Source organism: Pandoraea sputorum, from assembly GCF_000814845.2.
Taxonomy (GTDB): domain Bacteria; phylum Pseudomonadota; class Gammaproteobacteria; order Burkholderiales; family Burkholderiaceae; genus Pandoraea; species Pandoraea sputorum.
The window spans coordinates 5,311,519-5,328,145 of record NZ_CP010431.2 but is presented as its reverse complement, the minus strand read 5'-3'; the positions used below and the strand labels follow the sequence as shown (position 1 = coordinate 5,328,145).

Genomic DNA, 16,627 nt, shown 5'->3' with positions numbered 1-16,627 from the left:
CCATCATGGCACTGAAGATCAAAGGCCTGCGCTGGTGGATGATCGGACTGCTGACGCTCGGCACCGTCATGAACTACCTTGCACGCAGCTCGCTTGCCGTTGCCGCCCCTACGGTGATGAAGGATCTCCACATCACGACCCAGCAGTACGGCTGGATCACGGGCGCTTTCCTTGTCTTGTATCCGATCGGTGCCCCTATCACCGGTTATCTGATGGACCGTATCGGTCTGCGTCTGGGCTTCCTGCTGTGCGGCGTGATGTGGTCGGTGGTGTGCATGCTGCACGGTCTGGCCGACGGCTGGGTCGGACTGTTTGTGCTGCGCGGACTGTTGGGGCTGGCCGAAGCGTCGTTCATTCCGGCGGGCATGCGTGCTGCGGCGTTCTGGTTTCCGTCGAAGGAGCGTGCGCTCGCGGCGGGCATCTTCAACATCGGCACGTCCATCGGCGCGATTCTCGCGCCGCCGCTGATCGCGTGGTCGATCCTGCGCTACAACTGGGAGACGGCATTCGTCATCGCCGGTGCGCTCGGTCTCGTGTGGGGCGTGCTGTGGTTCGTGTTCTATCGTCACCCGACCGATCACCCGGCGCTCTCGCAGGCCGAGTCCGATTACATCAACGAAGGCCGCGTGGTCGATGCCGCCGCCGATGCCCGCAAGCCGAACCTCGGCTCGATCCTGCGTCAACGCAACTTCTGGGGCATCGCGCTGCCGCGCTTCTTCGCCGATCCGGTGTGGGGCACGATCGTGTTCTGGATGCCGCTGTACCTCAATCAGGCGCGCGGGTTCGATCTGAAGACGATTGCCGCGACTGCCTGGCTGCCGTTCGTCGCGGCCGATATCGGGTGCCTGATGGGCGGGACGGTGTCGGTGTGGCTCAACAAGCACTTCAAGATCACCATTTTCAACGGCAAGCGTGTCGTGTTCACCATCGGCGCGCTCATCATGACGGCGATGTGCGGCGTGGGCTTCGTGAAAGATCCGATGATGGCGATCTTCCTGCTGTGCCTCGGCGGTTTTGCGCACCAGACGCTCTCCGTCACTGTGATCTCGATGTCGGCCGACCTCTTCCAGCGCAACGAAGTGGCGACGGTCACGGGGCTGGCGGGGCTGTCCGCCGGGATCGGCAACCTGCTGTTCACGCTGGTGATCGGCACGTTCGTGACGGCGGTCGGCTACGCGCCGTTCTTCGTGGCGCTGGGGCTGGGCGATCTGATCGGCGCGGTGATTTTGTGGACGGTGGTCAAGCCGCACATCACGGGCACGGCCACGCCGTCGCCGGTGCAGGCTCGCCGTGGCACCAGCGGTGTGGATGTGAACCGGACCGCGAATGCGTAGCCAGCGAGACGTTTGAAGGTTTAGCGTACGCCGCGCTGCACACTCCCCCTTGGGTGTGCGGCGCGGCGTCGGTTTTGTTGTACCGATGAATCAGGAGCAATAAGGATCACTATGAGCCAGACTTCCGGCAAACCCTTCCGCCGTCTTCTGCTGACCGGCGCTGCGGGCAACCTTGGCAAACAACTGCGCGGCAAGCTCGCGGAGTGGGCGGACATCGTGCGCGTGAGCGACATCGTGCCGATCACCGACGCCGCTGCGCACGAAGAGTCGATGCAGGTCGACCTCGCCGATCGTGCGGCCGTGCATGCGCTGCTCGAAGGCGTCGATGCGCTCGTGCACCTCGGCGGCGTGTCCGTCGAAGCGCCGTTCGACGACATCCTGCAAGCGAACATCCTTGGGCTGTACAACGTGTACAGCGCCGCGCAGAAGCAAGGCGTGAAGCGCATCGTCTACGCCAGCTCGAACCACGCCGTCGGTTTCCATCCCGTGACGGAAGTACTCGACATCGACGCGCCGCACCGCCCGGACGGCATGTACGGCATTTCGAAGTGCTTCGGCGAAGACCTCTCGCGCTACTACTTCGACCGCTTCGGCCTCGAGACCGTGTGTCTGCGCATCGGCTCGTCGTTCGAACAGCCGAAGAATCCGCGCATGATGGTGACGTATCTGAGCTACCGCGACTTCATCGAACTTGTGCGCTGCTCGCTGTTCACGAATCGCGTCGGCCACGCAATCATCTACGGCGTGTCGGACAACCCGACGCTGTGGGTCGACAACACCAAGGCGGCTTTCCTCGGCTTCCGTCCGCAGGACAGTTCGGCCGAGTTCGCCGGTCTGTTCCCCGCGAAGGCCCCCGATCCGCAAATGGACGACTGGACGCAACGCTTCCAGGGCGGCCCGTTCGTGCTGATGGGGCCGATGGAGCCGAAGGCATGAGTGTGGCCGGAGTCTCCATCGAGCGGTTGGCGCCGTCGCGCGAGACGCCGCATGCGGTTGGCGAAAGCCCGCTCTGGCGTGCCGACGAACAGGCGCTCTACTGGGTCGACATCCCGGCAAAGCAACTGCATCGTGTGACGCCCGCCGACGGCGAACACCGTCAGTGGACGTTCCCCGAGCAGGTCGCATGCTTCTCGTTCGACACGGCGGGCACGTTGCTCGCCGCGTGTGAGACGGGGGTGTTCGCCGTACGGCTGGGCGCACCGGGCGACGTGGCTGCGTCCGCGTTGACGCGTCTGGCCGCTCCCGAATTTCCTGCCTCGGGCATGCGTTTCAACGATGGGCGTTGCGACCGTCAGGGCCGCTTCTGGGCGGGCACGATGGTGGCGGATATGTCGCTCGCGCGCGACGCCGGATCGCTCTATCGCTTCGATGCAAAGGACGGGCTGTCCGCACCGCTCGTCGACGGACTCGTCACACAGAACGGTCTCGGCTTCTCACCGGACAGCCGCACGATGTACCTGAGCGATTCGCACCCGACGGTGCGTCGCGTGTGGGCGTTCGATTTCGATGCGCACAGCGGCACGATTCACAACCGCCGTCTCTTCGTCGACATGAACCAGTATCCGGGGCGTCCCGATGGCGCAGCCGTCGATGCCGACGGGTGTTACTGGACATGCGCCAACGACGGTGGCCGTTTGCTTCGTTTCACGCCAGAGGGTGTTCTGGACCGTGAGATCGTGTTGCCGGTGTCGAAGCCGTCGATGTGCGCGTTTGGCGGGCGCGACTTCGACACGTTGTTCGTCACGTCGATTCGCCCCGGCGCGAACGCGAACGAACACGACGGTCATGTCTTCGCCGTGCGATGCGGCGTGCAAGGATTACCGGAAGCACCTTATTCAGGCGTGCTGCCGGTGGCAAGGGTGTAGGCGGGGGTACGAAGGTGGCGACGTCGCGCGGGTAGTGCATAAGCGGCGCGCACTGAAGCGGTTCCGGGTTGGCTGGCTTACACAATGGCCATCCGGTGAGGCGGCGGGACGTCGGGTCGATCGTGGTGTTCGATCCGGCGTCCCGTTTTGCCATGCTGACGGTCAATACGCCATCAATGCACGAAGTCGGTCGAGACGAGCGACTTGCCGCGCGTCTCGGGTAGCAGCAACGCGCACACCACCACGAGCAGATAGCCGCCGCCCGCGACCATCCCGATGGCCTTCACGAGCGAGCCGGTCTGCGCGAGCGTGCCCACTGCGATGGGGAAGAACGACCCGATGCCGCGCCCGAGGTTGTAGCAAAAGCCCTGACCCGAGCCGCGAATGTGGTTCGGATACAGCTCCGTGAGATACGCACCGATGCCCGCGAAAATGCCCTGCACGACGATACCCAGCGGGAAGCCGAGCAGCAGCATGGCACTGTCGGTGATCGGCAGCATCGTGTAGACCATGCCGAGCACGAACGACGCGACGGCGAAGAAGATGAACGCGCCACGGCGTCCGAGCTTGTCCGAGAGAATCGCCCCGACGATATAACCTACGAACGAGCCGACGATCAGCACGATCAGGTAGGCGCTCGTGTTGAACACCGACAGACCGCGCACCGTCTTCAGATACGTCGGCAACCACGTCGTGATGGCGTAGTAGCCGCCGAGCATGCCGGTGCACAGCAGACTGCCAAGGATCGTCGTCTTCAGATGCGCGGGGGCAAAGATCTGCGTGAAGTTGCCCTGCAACTGACCTTCGGCGATCTTGCGGCGCGTTTGCGTGAAGATCTCCGGATCCGATACGTTGCGACGCACATACGTGATCCACACCGCGGGCAGAATCCCGATCCAGAAGCACGCACGCCATGCGTAGCCTTCATCGAGCACTGCGAAGAAAAACCAGTACAGCAGCGCGGCGGCGGCCCAGCCGACCGACCAGCTGCTTTGCACAGTGCCGACGGCTTTCGCGCGATGCTGCGGCGAGCGAATCATCTCGCCCATCATCATCGTGACGACGGTCCACTCGCCGCCGAAGCCGATGCCCTGCAACGTGCGCGTCACGAGCAACTGCCAGAACGAATTCGTGAAGCCCGAGAGGAAGGTGAACAGGCAGAAGGTGGCAATCGTCCATTGCAGTACGCGCACGCGACCGTAGCGGTCCGCAAGAATGCCCGCAAGCCATCCGCCGACGGCCGACGAGATGAGCGAGCTGGTCGCGATCATGCCCGCCTCGCCCTTCGTCATGCCCCACGCGGCAATGAGCGTGGGGATCAGGAACGAATAGATCATGAAGTCGAACGCATCGACGGCATAGCCGCCGAAGCCCGCATACAGGGCCTTGCGCTCCTTCGTGTTGAGTTCTTGGAACCAGGAAAAAAACGCCATGAAAACTCCTCGGTGGATCGTGTGCTTGTCGTTATGTGTGCGACGTGTGGATGTTGTGTGTCGATGTGGGGCATCGACGCTCGGGTCCACGTCTGACCCGGTGAGCGGTGAGCAGTGAGTTATCAGGGCAGCATCAGAGTGTCAGGCCGCCATCGACATGAATCACCTGGCCGGTGATTTGTCGCGCGTGCGGGCCGAGCAGGAAGACGGCAAGGGCGGCGATGTCGTCGGGCTCGCAGAGGCGTCCGGTCGGTGTGGCGTCGGCCGCACGCTGCCATGCGGCCGGATCGATGGCAGAGTGGCCGCTGTCCTTGCGCGTGTAGCCGGGCGCGACGCAATTGATCGTCACCCCTGCGCGGGCGTACTCGGCGGCGGCGCTTTTCGCCAACGCTTCGATGGCGGCCTTGGCAGCAGCCGTCGCCGGGAATCCGGGTTGGTTCGGCGCGAAGCGATGCGCTACGAACGAGCTGACGGCGACTACGCTGCCTTGCGACGAACGTTGGAGATCGGGCAGCGTGTGACGCAGCAACGCGGCGAATGCGCCGGGCATGGCGGCGAGCGTGCGTGCGAAGGCCTCGTCGTCGATGTCGGCCAACGACTGACGCGTGGCGAAGCCCGCATTGCTCACGATCTGATCGACCGGGCCGAAGGCGTCATGCGCGGCGTCGACGAGTCGCGCGGCGGACTGCGCGTGCGTCAGATCGCCGAACCATGTGGCGCACTGCGCACCGGCGTCTTCGCATGCGCGACGCACCTCAGTGAGCCGCGCCTGACTGGCGTCGGACGCGCCGCGTGTGTGCAGCAGCAAGCGAGTGTCAGGGGAGGCGAGGCGGCGGGCGATGGCCGCGCCGATGCCGGAGGCGGCGCCGGTGACGACAACGGTGCGTCCGTCGCGCTCAGAGGAATTCGGCGACTGGCCGGACGAGGTAGCTGAAGTAGTCACGATGAGCCCGGAGATAGCCTGATGGGGTGCTCGTGATTATGCCAAACCGCCTCGGTGCCGGAACAGCCGCGTCAATATTATTTACGAAGTGAACAAAATGGATGAATCGCCCGGTGGGAATGGCGCGGGATGGCGTGAGATCGTCCGCCCCCTGCGCCATCACTTCGCGTCCACTACACCGCGCCGACGACCCGAGGCGGCTCGATCTCGGTCACCGCGTGCAACGTCATCGTGTGCTGATGGAAGCGGGCCAGCGTGTCACGATGCGCGACGCTGACGATGGCGGTGTCAGGCAGTTGCGCGTGCAGTGCGTCGTACACGGCTTCTTCGGTTTCAACATCGAGCGCGCTTGTCGCTTCGTCCAGAAACAGGAAATCGGGCTTTTGCAGCAGTGCGCGCGCGGCCGCCAGTCGCTGTTGTTCGCCGCCGGAGAGGCGTCGCGCCCAATGCGCCGAGGTCAGCAGGTCGTCGCCGTATTGCCCGAGGTTCACGGCGTTCAGGGCGTCTCGGCACTCGGCGTCGGTGAACGTGTCGGGCGATGACGGGAACGCGAGCGCGGCCTTGAGCGTGTCGATCGGCAGATAGCTTTGCTGCGAGAGGAACAACACGCGGGCATTGGTGGGTACTTCGATGCGTCCGCTGCCGAACGGCCACAGTCCGGCGAGTGCGCGCAGCATCGTGCTCTTGCCGCAACCCGAGCGGCCGCGCACCAGCCAGCGCGACCCAGGGGCGAATGCAAACGACCCGGCGGCCGCGAGCGGCGCGCCGTTCGGCAACGATAGCCGCAGGTCGGCGGCAGTGTAGGCCGGAGCACCACTTGCGGGCACCACGGCAATACCGCCTTGAGGGTGCGGCGTGGCGTCGATGACGCGTGTGAATTCGCGCAGACGGTTGATCGTCGCCTTCCAGTCGGCCAGCGTCGAGAAGCTGTTCACGAACCAGGAGAAACCGTCGCTCACTTGCCCAAAGGCGTCGATGATCCGCATCAGCACGCCCAGCGTGAACGCTCCCGCGAAGTAACGGGGTGCTGCCGCCATGATCGGAAAGACGATGGCGATCTGCGCGTAGATCGAGTTCGCGAAGATCAGGCGTTTCGTGACGACCATGATTTGCCACCAGTTGTCGCGCACCGCGCCGAACGCCGACTTCAGACGCGATAACTCCGCGCCTTCGCCGCGATAGAGCGCGACCTGCTCGGCCGATTCGCGCAGCCGCACCAGCAGAAAACGAAAGTCGGCTTCAACCTGTTGCTGCCGGTAGCTGAGTCCCACGAGCGGGCGCCCGACCTTGAAGATCAGAAACGAACCGACGATGGCGTACAGCGCGGCGACCCACACCATGTAGCCCGGGATCGTCACGTTCATACCCGCCAGCGCGAAGGACACTGCGCCCGAGATCGTCCACAGAATCGTGATGAAGGAGAACAGCGAGACGAGCGTCGTCAACAGATCGAGCGACAGCGCGAGCGACGAGTTGACGAGTGTGCGGATGTCTTCGGAAATACGCTGGTCGGGGTTGTCGGCGAGGTGATCGCGTTCGATGCGGTAGTAAGCGCGATGCGCGAACCACTTCGTGAGGTTCGCGTCCGTCACCCATTGCCGCCAGCGGATCTCCAGCATCTGACGGAAGTAGGTGCGGAACGTCGCAATGATGATGAAGCTGAACGCCAGCACCGCGAACTCCGCGAGCGACGACTTGAAGACCGGCCAGTTGCGCTTGTCGAGGGCGTCGTAAAAGCTGGCGTTCCACGCGTTTAGCCGCACGTTGATGAACACGACGGCAAGGTTCAGCGCGATCACGAGCGCAAGCAGGCGTCGACCCTCCCAGCGCTTCTCCGAGACCCAGTAGGGACGGATCAGTTGCCAGGCGGTGGGATGTTTGGGTGGATTGGGTGGTGGCGCGGCGGTGTCGCCCGAGGGTTGCGGGGCGTGTGGTGTGTGGGTCGGCGTGTTGGCCATGATCGTCGGGCGGCGGGACCGCAGTGGGGCAGCGTTGTTATCTATACGTTTCGCACATATGGCCCATTTGACCGCAGTTCCCGATGGTGCGTTGCACGATTTACGGCCAGAGCCGCGCGTGACGGGGATTTTCAGTTTACGGACCGTTACAAGCGGCCGGAATCAGGGGCGGGAGATCTCAAAAAACGAGACGCGACGAGCGTGCAATCGCCCGGGAAGCCAGCTTGCACGGGCGTCGGCATCTATGTTGTAATGGCTGCGGGCGAAACAGGGGTGCTCCGTAATTGGCGTAGTCACGTCAAAGAAGTCGCGGGGCTGAGAGAGACCCTTTGCACCCGACCCGGGTAATACCGGCGTGGGAAGTTTCCGACTCCTCCATTGGGGTAAGGTGGCCATCACCGTTTCGTCCTTTTGCTTTCATGAGGAAAGGGCCCCATGCGTTGCCTTCCACAACATTCTTCGTATTCCCCTCAGTGCCTGCGCGCCTTGACGGCTTGCGCGGCAATGCGCGTATGAGCGCGACCGCTGCCATTTCCACTTCGCGTTCGGCCGTGTCTCGTCCCGACATTGCCGTGCTCGGCGGCGGGTTGTCCGGCCGTCTGCTGGCGTGGCAACTGATTCGCGCCGGCGCGCGCGTGGCGCTGTACGAGCGGGGCGACGCCGATGGCTCGTCCGCTGCTGGCTGGGTCGCCGCCGCCATGCTCGCGCCGCTGGCCGAGGCCGCCGTGGCTGAGCCGAGCATCGTCGAGATGGGCGCGGTCGGGCTTGAGCGCTGGCCCGCGCTGATCGACGGCCTTCCCGAACATGTCTTCTTCCAACGCAACGGCACGCTGGTCGTGTGGCATCAGCCCGACCGCGCCGAGGCCGTGATGTTCGATCGTCGGATGCGGGCGAATGCGCCGCCCGAACTGCTGCGCGGCGGCGTCGAGCGGATTTCGGCGGCACAACTGAAAGATGTGGAGCCGGCGCTCGCTGGACGTTTCCAGGAAGGCTGGCTGCTGCCGAACGAAGGGCAACTGGATAACCGTCAGTTATTGCGCGCGCTGGCCGCAGGACTTGCGAAGGCGGGCGCGGACCTGCACTGGAACACCGCGATTGCCGAGGGCGAGTATCCGGACGCCGGTCTGGTCATCGACTGTCGCGGACTGGGCGCGCGCGAAGCGCTCACCCAACTGCGCGGTGTGCGAGGCGAGGTTGTGCGCATTCACGCGCCGGGGATCGGTCTGCGTCGCCCCGTGCGCTTGCTGCACCCGCGCTATCCGATCTACATCGCGCCCAAGGAAAACGATCTTTACGTGATCGGGGCGACCGAACTCGAATCGGAAGACATGTCGCCGATGACCGTGCGCTCGGCGCTCGAACTGCTCTCGGCGGCGCACTCGCTGAACCCGGCGTTCGGCGAAGCGCGCATCGTCGAGCTGAACGTCAACTGCCGCCCGGCGCTGCCCGACCATCTGCCGCGCGTGCAGTGGGACGGCGCACGTTTGCTGCGCGTGAACGGTCTGTACCGTCACGGCTATTTGCTGGCACCGGCAGTCACTGGCGAAGCATGCGCGTTGGCGCAGGCACTGATGCAAACGAAGGGCGCGCCGTCGGGATCGGCGGATGCGTTCGACTGGGAGACGTGGCGAGCCAGCCGGCCGTGGCCGGAACTGTTTCGTCAGGCATGAGAGGAAGCGGTACGCAATGGACATCCATATCAATCAACAGATGCTGAGCGTGGCCGACACGGCGACGCTGGCCGAGGCGCTCGCCGCCTACGGCGCCAAGCCGCCTTTCGCGGCGGCGATCAACGGGCAATTCGTCCCCAAGACGCAATACGCCGCGCGCACGCTCGCGCAGGGCGACAAGATCGATGTCGTGCAACCGGTGGCCGGAGGCTGAAATGAACGCATTCACCGAATCGAACAACGTGGCGGCCAGCAGCACGCGTGACGCGCTCACGCTTTACGACACCCGCTTCGGTAGCCGCTTCTTGCTCGGCACGGCGCGTTATCCGTCGCTGCAAGCACTGAACGATTCCATCGACGCAGCGCGTCCGGGCATGGTGACGGTGGCATTGCGCCGTCAGCTCTCGGGCACCGGGGCGCAAGCATCGGAAGGTCATTTCTGGGAGACGCTGCGCCGCCTTGCGGTGCCCGTGCTGCCCAATACCGCGGGCTGCCATTCGGTGCAGGAAGCGGTGACGACGGCGCAAATGGCGCGCGAAGTCTTCGAGACCGACTGGATCAAGCTCGAACTCATCGGCGACGACTACACGCTTCAGCCCGACCCGTTCGGTCTGGTGACGGCCGCCGAGCAACTGATTCGCGAGGGCTTCAAGGTCCTGCCGTACTGCACGGAAGATCTGGTGCTGTGCCGTCGACTGCTCGACGTCGGCTGTCAGGCATTGATGCCGTGGGGCGCCCCGATCGGCACCGGCAAGGGCGTGATCAATCCGTACGGTCTGCGTCTGTTGCGCGACCGTCTGCCGGATACGCCGCTGATCGTCGACGCGGGCCTCGGCTTGCCGTCGCATGCGTGTCAGGTGATGGAATGGGGTTACGACGGCGTGCTGCTCAACACCGCTGTCGCGCTCGCCGCGCAGCCCGTGGAGATGGCTGGCGCGTTCGCCGGTGCGATCAAGGCGGGACGCGCTGCATGGCTCGCGGGTCCGATGGCCGAGCGCGAGAGCGCCGAAGCCAGCACCCCGGTCGTGGGTGTTCCCTTCTGGCATCAGTCCGGTAGCTGATCGCGCCTGATTTCATGACCAACGGTCGCGCGATGCGGGGCCGGATCAACAAGGATTTTTCATGACGACGCACGCTGGCGCCGCCGGGCCTGTGCATATGCAGCACGTGCAATGCCTGCCCACCGACGCACCGCTCGCGGTGGCCTGGCAGCAGGCCGCCGACGCGATCCGCGCGCGCCTCGCACCGTGGCCGGATGAGGCGACATCGCCGCAATGGCGTCTGCACGCCGAGACACCCGTTAGCGCGGGACAGGGCGATGTGGTCTGGCTGCCGCTGGTGCCTGAGCATGGACTGGGCACGTTGGCGTCCGTCAGCCTGGACGCATGGCGCGCGAGTGGCGCGGTCGTGCTTTGCTCGCACGCGCTCGCACAGGGGCACGTGGAAGACACGCTGTACACGCCGGATGGCGTCTATCGTGTGGCGGGTCTCGACGATCCTGCATTCTTTCCTGCATTTGCCGCGTTTCTGGACTGCGGTTTCGCCCCGCACGACGCGCTGGTACTCGGCCGCGCATGGCGCACGGACGGCAGTCATGCGCGTGTGCAAGACGTCGACACGCTGGGCGCATGGCCGACCGTGCTGGAGACGTTCCCCGCCGTGCTGGGGCAGGTGCCGTCGCCGGGGCGCTTTCCTGCATGCCCGGCGCGACTGGGTCTTTACCCGGTGCTGCCCAACGCCGATTGGTGCGAGCGTATGGCGGATCTTCAGGTCGGGACGGTCCAGTTGCGCATCAAGGACCCTGAGCACCCGGGGCTGCGCAGCGAGATCGAGCGCACAGTGGCGGCGGGTCGCCGCGTGACGCACAACAGTGCGTGGTTCATCAACGATCACTGGCGTGAGGCGGCGCAGGCCGACGCCTACGGCGTGCATCTCGGTCAGGAAGACATGGCGGCGCTCTCGGCAGATGAAGTCGCGACGCTGCACGCGAGCGGCATGCGGCTGGGCATCAGCACGCACGGCTATTTCGAGATTCTCGCGGCGCATCACTTCCGTCCGAGCTATCTGGCCGTCGGTGCGGTGTTTCCGACGACGACCAAGGTCATCGCCACCGCACCGCAAGGACTGGCGAAGCTGGCGCGTTACGTGAAGCTCATCGCACCGCATTACCCGCTGGTAGCGATCGGCGGCATCGACGCGGCTAACCTGCCGCAGGTGCTCGAGACGGGGGTGGGATGCACGGCCGTCGTGCGCGCAGTAACGGAAGCCGACGACGTGGCAGGAGCGGTCCGTTCGATGCAGAAGGAATTCGCGCGGCGGGCGTGAGTTAATGGCGCAAGCGCAGCACAAGCACGGCACGAGTGCGGCAGAAGCTCGCTACAAGCGCGGCACGAATGCGGTACGCCCTTAGCGGTGGTTATAGTTTGCGCGTCATGAAGACTGCGCCATCGCCATAGCCCGCCAGTTTGGCGGCGATCTGAGGCGAGACGTCCACGGTGACCTGATACCCGAAGCGGGCCCAGAATCCCTGCGATTGCTGCACCGCGACCAACGCCGAGGCGCGCAGGCCGAGCGATTGCGCCGCCGACAACGCGGCGGCATAAAGCTGACCGGCCACACCCCCGCCACGCGTACGCGGGGCAAGCGCCATGTCGTGCACGTACCAGCAGTCGGGGGCGTCCGGCAGCGCGTCGAGGACGGTGTCCAGCGGCGGCGGTGCCGCGAGACGCCAGGGGTGCGTGAACAGATAGCCCGCGATGCCCGTGTCCGTCGGCCCGGTCGTTCCCGCATCCACGGCCACCCAGCAAGTCGTCGGCGACAAGTCCAGACGCGAGGCGAGCGTGGCTTCCGATTCCAGCATCAGGTGGCCATAGGCGAGGGCCTGCACCGTCAGCACGTGGGGAAGGTCGCCAGGTTGCATCGGACGAATCCGAAAGTCCTGCGTCGCCGTAGACTGCGGCGAGACGGGGCGCAAAGAGGGAGGGGTAGCGGAGGACATCCCGAGGAACGATGATGAGCGCGAAACGTCGTATTGTAGCAACGGCGCAACACCGGCGCGGGGTCAGAAGACGATAAGTCCTTGGTGCCGTTGGGTTTTTGCGGCGTTGCGGCTATTGGAACGTTCTCGCAGCAATACGTCCGGGGCCTGTAGAATCCCGCTGGGCAGCGCCGTTCCTTGCTTTCGCCGACCCGGCGTGGACGGCATCGATTGATAAACCCCCCTATAATTGGCGTTTTGCGCCGCACTATAAGACCCGAAACGTGCCTACCCCGAATCCGGAAAATCTGCTCGAACTGCGCGACGTCAGCTTTGGATATGGCGAACGTCTGGTGCTTTCCGGGCTGAATATGCGGTTTCCCCGCGGCAAGGTGATCGCGGTCATGGGGGGCTCCGGCTGCGGTAAAACGACCGTGCTGCGTCTGATCGGGGGCCTCGTGCACGCCAGTCGGGGTCAGGTCGATTTCGACGGGACCGACGTTTCCACGCTCGACCGCGACGGCTGGTACCGCCTGCGTCGCCGCATGGGGATGCTGTTCCAGTTCGGCGCGCTGTTTACCGACATGACGGTGTTCGACAATGTGGCGTTTCCGCTGCGCGAACACACCCGTCTCGACGAAGACCTGATTCGTGACCTCGTGCTGATGAAGCTCAATGCCGTGGGCCTGCGTGGCGCGCGTGACATGAAGCCCGCCGAGATCTCCGGCGGGATGGCGCGCCGGGTGGCGCTGGCCCGCACGATTGCGCTCGATCCGGACCTCGTCATGTACGACGAACCGTTCACGGGGCTGGACCCCATCTCGATGGGGATTACGGCGAATCTGATCCGTAAGCTCAACGACGCGCTGGGCGCAACGTCGATCATCGTCTCGCACGATGTCGCCGAGACGTTCACCATTGCCGACTACATCTACTTCATTAGCGAAGGCCGCATCGCCGCCGAGGGTGCGCCCGATGCGCTGCGCGCCTCGAACGACCCGACGGTTCGTCAGTTCATCGATGCCCAGCCGGACGGCCCCGTGAAATTCCAGTATCCCGCGCCGCCGCTCGCGGAAGACTTCGGTATCGGAGCGCGTGCATGATTACCACCATTGGCAGTTTTGTTCGCGGCCACGTCGAGCGCCTGGGTTACGGTGCGCGCATGTTCCTGCGCATGCTCGGATCGAGCGCCGCGCTGCTGCGCCGTCCGCGGCTGGTGACGGATCAGATTCATTTCGTCGGCAATTATTCGTTTGTCATCATCGCCGTCTCGGGTTTGTTCGTCGGTTTTGTGCTTGGCCTGCAAGGCTATTACACGCTCAACAAGTACGGCTCGGAGCAGGCCCTCGGTCTGCTCGTTGCGCTGTCGCTGGTGCGTGAGCTGGGGCCGGTCGTCACGGCGCTGCTGTTCGCCGGGCGTGCGGGCACGTCGCTCACCGCCGAGATCGGACTGATGAAGGCGGGCGAGCAACTGACGGCCATGGAGATGATGGCGATCGACCCGATCGCACGCGTGGTCGCACCGCGTTTCTGGGCGGGCGTGATCGCCATGCCGATCCTCGCCGCGATCTTCTCTGCGGTCGGCATTTTCGGCGGCTACCTCGTCGGCGTCGAGATGATCGGCGTGGATTCCGGGGCGTTCTGGTCGCAGATGCAAGGCGGCGTGGACGTATGGTCGGACGTCGCAAACGGCGTCATCAAGAGCATCGTGTTCGGCATTGCCGTCACCTTCATCGCGCTGTATCAGGGCTTCGAAGCACAGCCGACGCCGGAAGGCGTGTCGCGTGCAACGACGCGTACGGTCGTGCAGGCATCGCTGGCCGTGCTCGGCCTCGACTTCCTGCTTACGGCACTCATGTTCAGCTAAGAGGCCGGCTCGCCTGCCAAGACATAGACAGACAGTTTGCGCACACTGACATAATGAAAAAACACCCTCTCGACTTCTGGGTCGGCCTGTTCGTGGTACTCGGCTTTGCCGCCCTCCTGTTCCTCGCGCTCAAAGCGGGCAACATGAGTTCGCTGTCGTTCTCGAATACCTATCCGATCACGGTGCGGTTCGATAACATCGGCGGTCTCAAGCCGCGCGCGGCGGTCAAGAGTGCCGGCGTGGTGGTGGGGCGCGTGGCGTCGATCAAGTTCGACGACAAGCGTTATCTGGCCGACGTCACGCTCAATCTGGATTCGCAGTACCAGTTCCCGAAGGACTCCTCGGCGAAGATTCTGACGTCGGGTCTGCTCGGCGAGCAATACATCGGACTTGAGCCTGGCGGTGATGATCAGATGCTCAAGGGCGGTGATACGATCACGCTCACGCAGTCTGCCATCGTGCTGGAAAACCTGATTGGCCAGTTCCTGTACAACAAGGCAGCAGATGCCGGCGGCGCCCAGGCGGGCGGCGCATCGGCAGCGCCGGCGGCAGCGCCGGCGGCTGGGGCAGCACCGGTAACCCAAGGAAAATAAGAGAAAATGACCAGCTTCCGTACTTCGGCAGTGTTGGCCGCTGGCGCGTTGGCGCTGGCAGGCTGTGCCACTGTCACGAACCCCAACCCCGCTGACCCCATCGAAGGTTTCAACCGTTCGATGTACAAGTTCAACGACACGCTCGACAAGGCCGTGCTCGTGCCCGTGGCAAAGGGCTACCGTTTCACGGTGCCGGAACCGGCGCGTGACATGGTCACGAACTTCTTCTCGAACGTGGGCGACGTGTACAACCTCGCCAACAACCTGCTTCAGTTGCAGGTCACGGCCGCCGCGCAGGATCTGATGCGCCTGACGATCAACACCTTCTTCGGTGTCGGTGGTCTGTTCGACTTCGCCACGCCGGCCGGCTTGCCGAAGCACAGCCAGGATTTCGGTGTGACGCTGGGCAAGTGGGGCTTGCCTGACGGTCCGTACCTCGTGCTGCCGCTGCTCGGCCCGAGCACGGTGCGCGACAGCGTCGGCATGGCTGGCAACATGTTCATCGACCCGACCTCGTATATCAAGCCGGACTGGATCAGCTACTCGCTGTACGGTGTGCGTCTCGTGAATACGCGCGCCAACCTGCTCGATGCGTCGAACCTGCTCGAAGCCGCCGCGCTCGATCCGTATTCGTTCACGCGTGATGCGTATCTTGCACGTCGCAAGTATCTGGTGAACGGCGGGGCGACGAGCGATACGTCGCTGCCGAATTACGAAGATGAAGACGGTGCAGGTGCGGCAGGTGCAGCAGCGGCCGGTGGCGCTGGCGCACAGCCGATGCCCGCTGCCCAGCCGGCCTCGGGCGCGAGCGCTCCGGCGCCCGCCTCAGGTGCGCAGGCCGAACCGGACGCACCGCAAGGCTCGCCCGTGCCGGGCAAGATGGTGCCGGGCGGTTTGCCCTTCCGTCGCTAATCGTCATCGATCGTCGGTGACTGTCGCCGACTGTTGCTGAAAACGGGTCCGGCGCGCTATCCAGGCGATAGTCGCGTCGTCTCCGGGCAACAGTTTGTTACACGACACTCCCGGCAATCCGAGAACTCCAGACGCCGCGCGGGTATCAAAACCCGCAACAATCGTCACTCGAAAGAGGAAGTCCACAATGAAGAAGTTCTGGCTCATTCCCGTCATGGCTTTCATGACGTACACCGCCGCCGGCTCGGCCATGGCACAGGCTCAGTCCCCGGATGCACTCGTCAAGCAGACCGTGACCGAAGTGATGGCTGCGGCCAAGAGCGACCCCAACATCCAGAAGGGCGATCTGAACAGCATTACGCGCCTGGTCGAGCAGAAGATCATGCCGCACGCAGACTTTGCCAAGACGACGCAACTGGCGACCGGCGCGGCATGGCGCAAGGCCACGCCGGAGCAGCAAAAGCAGCTGACCGAACAGTTCAAGACGTTGCTGCTGCGCACCTATGCCGGTGCCATCGCTCAGATTCGCGACCAGCAGGTCAATTACAAGCCGTTCCGCGGTCAGCCGGGCGATACCGATGCCGTGGTGTACACCGACGTCATCAACAACGGCCAGCCGGTCGAACTCGACTACCGTCTGTACAAGACGGCGAGCGGCGAATGGAAGCTGTATGACCTGAACGTGCTGGGCGCGTGGCTGGTTCAGACGTACCGCAATCAGTTCAAGGAAAAGGTCACCGAATCGGGCGTCGACGGCCTGATCCAGTTCCTGACGCAACGTAACCAGCAACTCGCAGGCGGCAAGTAAGCCCATGCTCGCGTTGCAAACCGACCTGACTCACGACACTGCCGGCGACGTCCTCGCGCAGGCCATCGATCGCATCGACGCGGGGGAGACCCAGATCGACTGCGCCGGGCTCACGCATTTCGACTCGTCGGCGCTCGCGGTGCTGCTGGCCTTGCGCCGTCACGCGGGTCGGCGTGGTGCGACGTTGGCGTTCACTAACTTGCCGACAGGGCTGGCCAGTCTTGCACTGGTGTACGGCGTCGACCATCTGCTCTCGAGCTGATTCGT

At 64.4% G+C, this 16,627-nt stretch carries 17 protein-coding genes and 1 riboswitch; of the genes, 13 read left to right on the top strand and 4 right to left on the bottom strand.

Annotated features, from left to right (window positions below):
- Positions 1-5: 5 nt before the first annotated feature.
- The 3 genes from NA29_RS23605 (at position 6) to NA29_RS23595 (ending at position 3,199) form a co-directional block, all read left to right on the top strand.
- Positions 6-1,334, top strand: coding sequence for an MFS transporter (locus NA29_RS23605; RefSeq protein ID WP_052252353.1), 1,329 nt, complete (start codon positions 6-8; stop codon positions 1,332-1,334).
- Positions 1,335-1,445: 111 nt separating this feature from the next.
- Positions 1,446-2,270: an NAD-dependent epimerase/dehydratase family protein gene (locus NA29_RS23600; RefSeq protein WP_039393650.1), complete on the top strand. Its 825-nt coding sequence runs from the start codon at positions 1,446-1,448 to the stop codon at positions 2,268-2,270.
- Positions 2,267-3,199, top strand: coding sequence for an SMP-30/gluconolactonase/LRE family protein (locus NA29_RS23595; protein ID WP_039393648.1), 933 nt, complete (start codon positions 2,267-2,269; stop codon positions 3,197-3,199). Before NA29_RS23600 ends, NA29_RS23595 begins: the two co-directional genes overlap by 4 nt.
- A 173-nt stretch (positions 3,200-3,372) precedes the next feature.
- Here the strand turns inward: NA29_RS23595 and NA29_RS23590 are convergent, their stop codons facing one another.
- The 3 genes from NA29_RS23590 to NA29_RS23580 form a co-directional block, all read right to left on the bottom strand.
- On the bottom strand, positions 3,373-4,632 hold the full coding sequence (locus NA29_RS23590; RefSeq protein ID WP_039393646.1) for an MFS transporter: 1,260 nt from the start codon (positions 4,630-4,632) through the stop codon (positions 3,373-3,375).
- A gap of 133 nt (positions 4,633-4,765) precedes the next feature.
- Positions 4,766-5,575, bottom strand: coding sequence for an SDR family NAD(P)-dependent oxidoreductase (locus NA29_RS23585; protein WP_039393644.1), 810 nt, complete (start codon positions 5,573-5,575; stop codon positions 4,766-4,768).
- 173 nt (positions 5,576-5,748) lie between these two features.
- Positions 5,749-7,533 (bottom strand): ABC transporter ATP-binding protein/permease, encoded by a 1,785-nt coding sequence (locus NA29_RS23580; RefSeq protein ID WP_052252352.1) that lies wholly within the window; start codon positions 7,531-7,533, stop codon positions 5,749-5,751.
- Between the two features lie 259 nt (positions 7,534-7,792).
- A riboswitch (TPP riboswitch) is annotated at positions 7,793-7,912 on the top strand.
- Positions 7,913-8,045: 133 nt separating this feature from the next.
- Between NA29_RS23580 and NA29_RS23575 the strand changes: the two genes are divergently transcribed.
- From NA29_RS23575 to NA29_RS23560, 4 genes are all read left to right on the top strand, one after another.
- Entirely contained in the window at positions 8,046-9,203 is a 1,158-nt protein-coding gene (locus NA29_RS23575) for an FAD-dependent oxidoreductase (protein WP_052252351.1), read from the top strand.
- 16 nt (positions 9,204-9,219) lie between these two features.
- Complete coding sequence (gene thiS / locus NA29_RS23570) at positions 9,220-9,417, top strand: sulfur carrier protein ThiS (RefSeq protein ID WP_039393642.1); 198 nt, start codon at positions 9,220-9,222, stop codon at positions 9,415-9,417.
- 1 nt (position 9,418) lies between these two features.
- Positions 9,419-10,264, top strand: coding sequence for a thiazole synthase (locus NA29_RS23565; RefSeq protein ID WP_046290003.1), 846 nt, complete (start codon positions 9,419-9,421; stop codon positions 10,262-10,264).
- Positions 10,265-10,325: 61 nt separating this feature from the next.
- The gene (locus NA29_RS23560; RefSeq protein ID WP_224786882.1) at positions 10,326-11,528 is read left to right on the top strand and encodes a thiamine phosphate synthase; all 1,203 of its coding nucleotides are present in this window, start codon (positions 10,326-10,328) and stop codon (positions 11,526-11,528) included.
- 91 nt (positions 11,529-11,619) lie between these two features.
- On the opposite strand, the gene NA29_RS23555 is transcribed toward NA29_RS23560, so the two are convergent.
- Positions 11,620-12,123, bottom strand: coding sequence for a GNAT family N-acetyltransferase (locus tag NA29_RS23555; protein ID WP_039393640.1), 504 nt, complete (start codon positions 12,121-12,123; stop codon positions 11,620-11,622).
- Between the two features lie 341 nt (positions 12,124-12,464).
- Between NA29_RS23555 and NA29_RS23550 the strand changes: the two genes are divergently transcribed.
- The 6 genes from NA29_RS23550 (at position 12,465) to NA29_RS23525 (ending at position 16,622) form a co-directional block, all read left to right on the top strand.
- Positions 12,465-13,283 carry an ABC transporter ATP-binding protein gene (locus tag NA29_RS23550; RefSeq protein WP_039393639.1) on the top strand — a complete coding sequence of 273 codons (819 nt, stop codon included), beginning with the start codon at positions 12,465-12,467 and terminating at the stop codon, positions 13,281-13,283.
- Positions 13,280-14,047, top strand: a complete 768-nt coding sequence (gene mlaE, locus NA29_RS23545) for a lipid asymmetry maintenance ABC transporter permease subunit MlaE (protein ID WP_039393637.1) — start codon at positions 13,280-13,282, stop codon at positions 14,045-14,047. Before NA29_RS23550 ends, mlaE begins: the two co-directional genes overlap by 4 nt.
- Positions 14,048-14,100: 53 nt before the next feature.
- Entirely contained in the window at positions 14,101-14,640 is a 540-nt protein-coding gene (gene mlaD, locus NA29_RS23540) for an outer membrane lipid asymmetry maintenance protein MlaD (protein WP_039393635.1), read from the top strand.
- Positions 14,641-14,646: 6 nt separating this feature from the next.
- Positions 14,647-15,552 carry an MlaA family lipoprotein gene (locus tag NA29_RS23535; RefSeq protein WP_039393633.1) on the top strand — a complete coding sequence of 302 codons (906 nt, stop codon included), beginning with the start codon at positions 14,647-14,649 and terminating at the stop codon, positions 15,550-15,552.
- A 187-nt stretch (positions 15,553-15,739) separates the two neighbouring features.
- Positions 15,740-16,360, top strand: a complete 621-nt coding sequence (locus NA29_RS23530; protein WP_039393630.1) for an MlaC/ttg2D family ABC transporter substrate-binding protein — start codon at positions 15,740-15,742, stop codon at positions 16,358-16,360.
- A 4-nt stretch (positions 16,361-16,364) separates the two neighbouring features.
- Positions 16,365-16,622: an STAS domain-containing protein gene (locus tag NA29_RS23525; RefSeq protein ID WP_039393627.1), complete on the top strand. Its 258-nt coding sequence runs from the start codon at positions 16,365-16,367 to the stop codon at positions 16,620-16,622.
- The last annotated feature ends 5 nt before the right edge of the window (positions 16,623-16,627 follow it).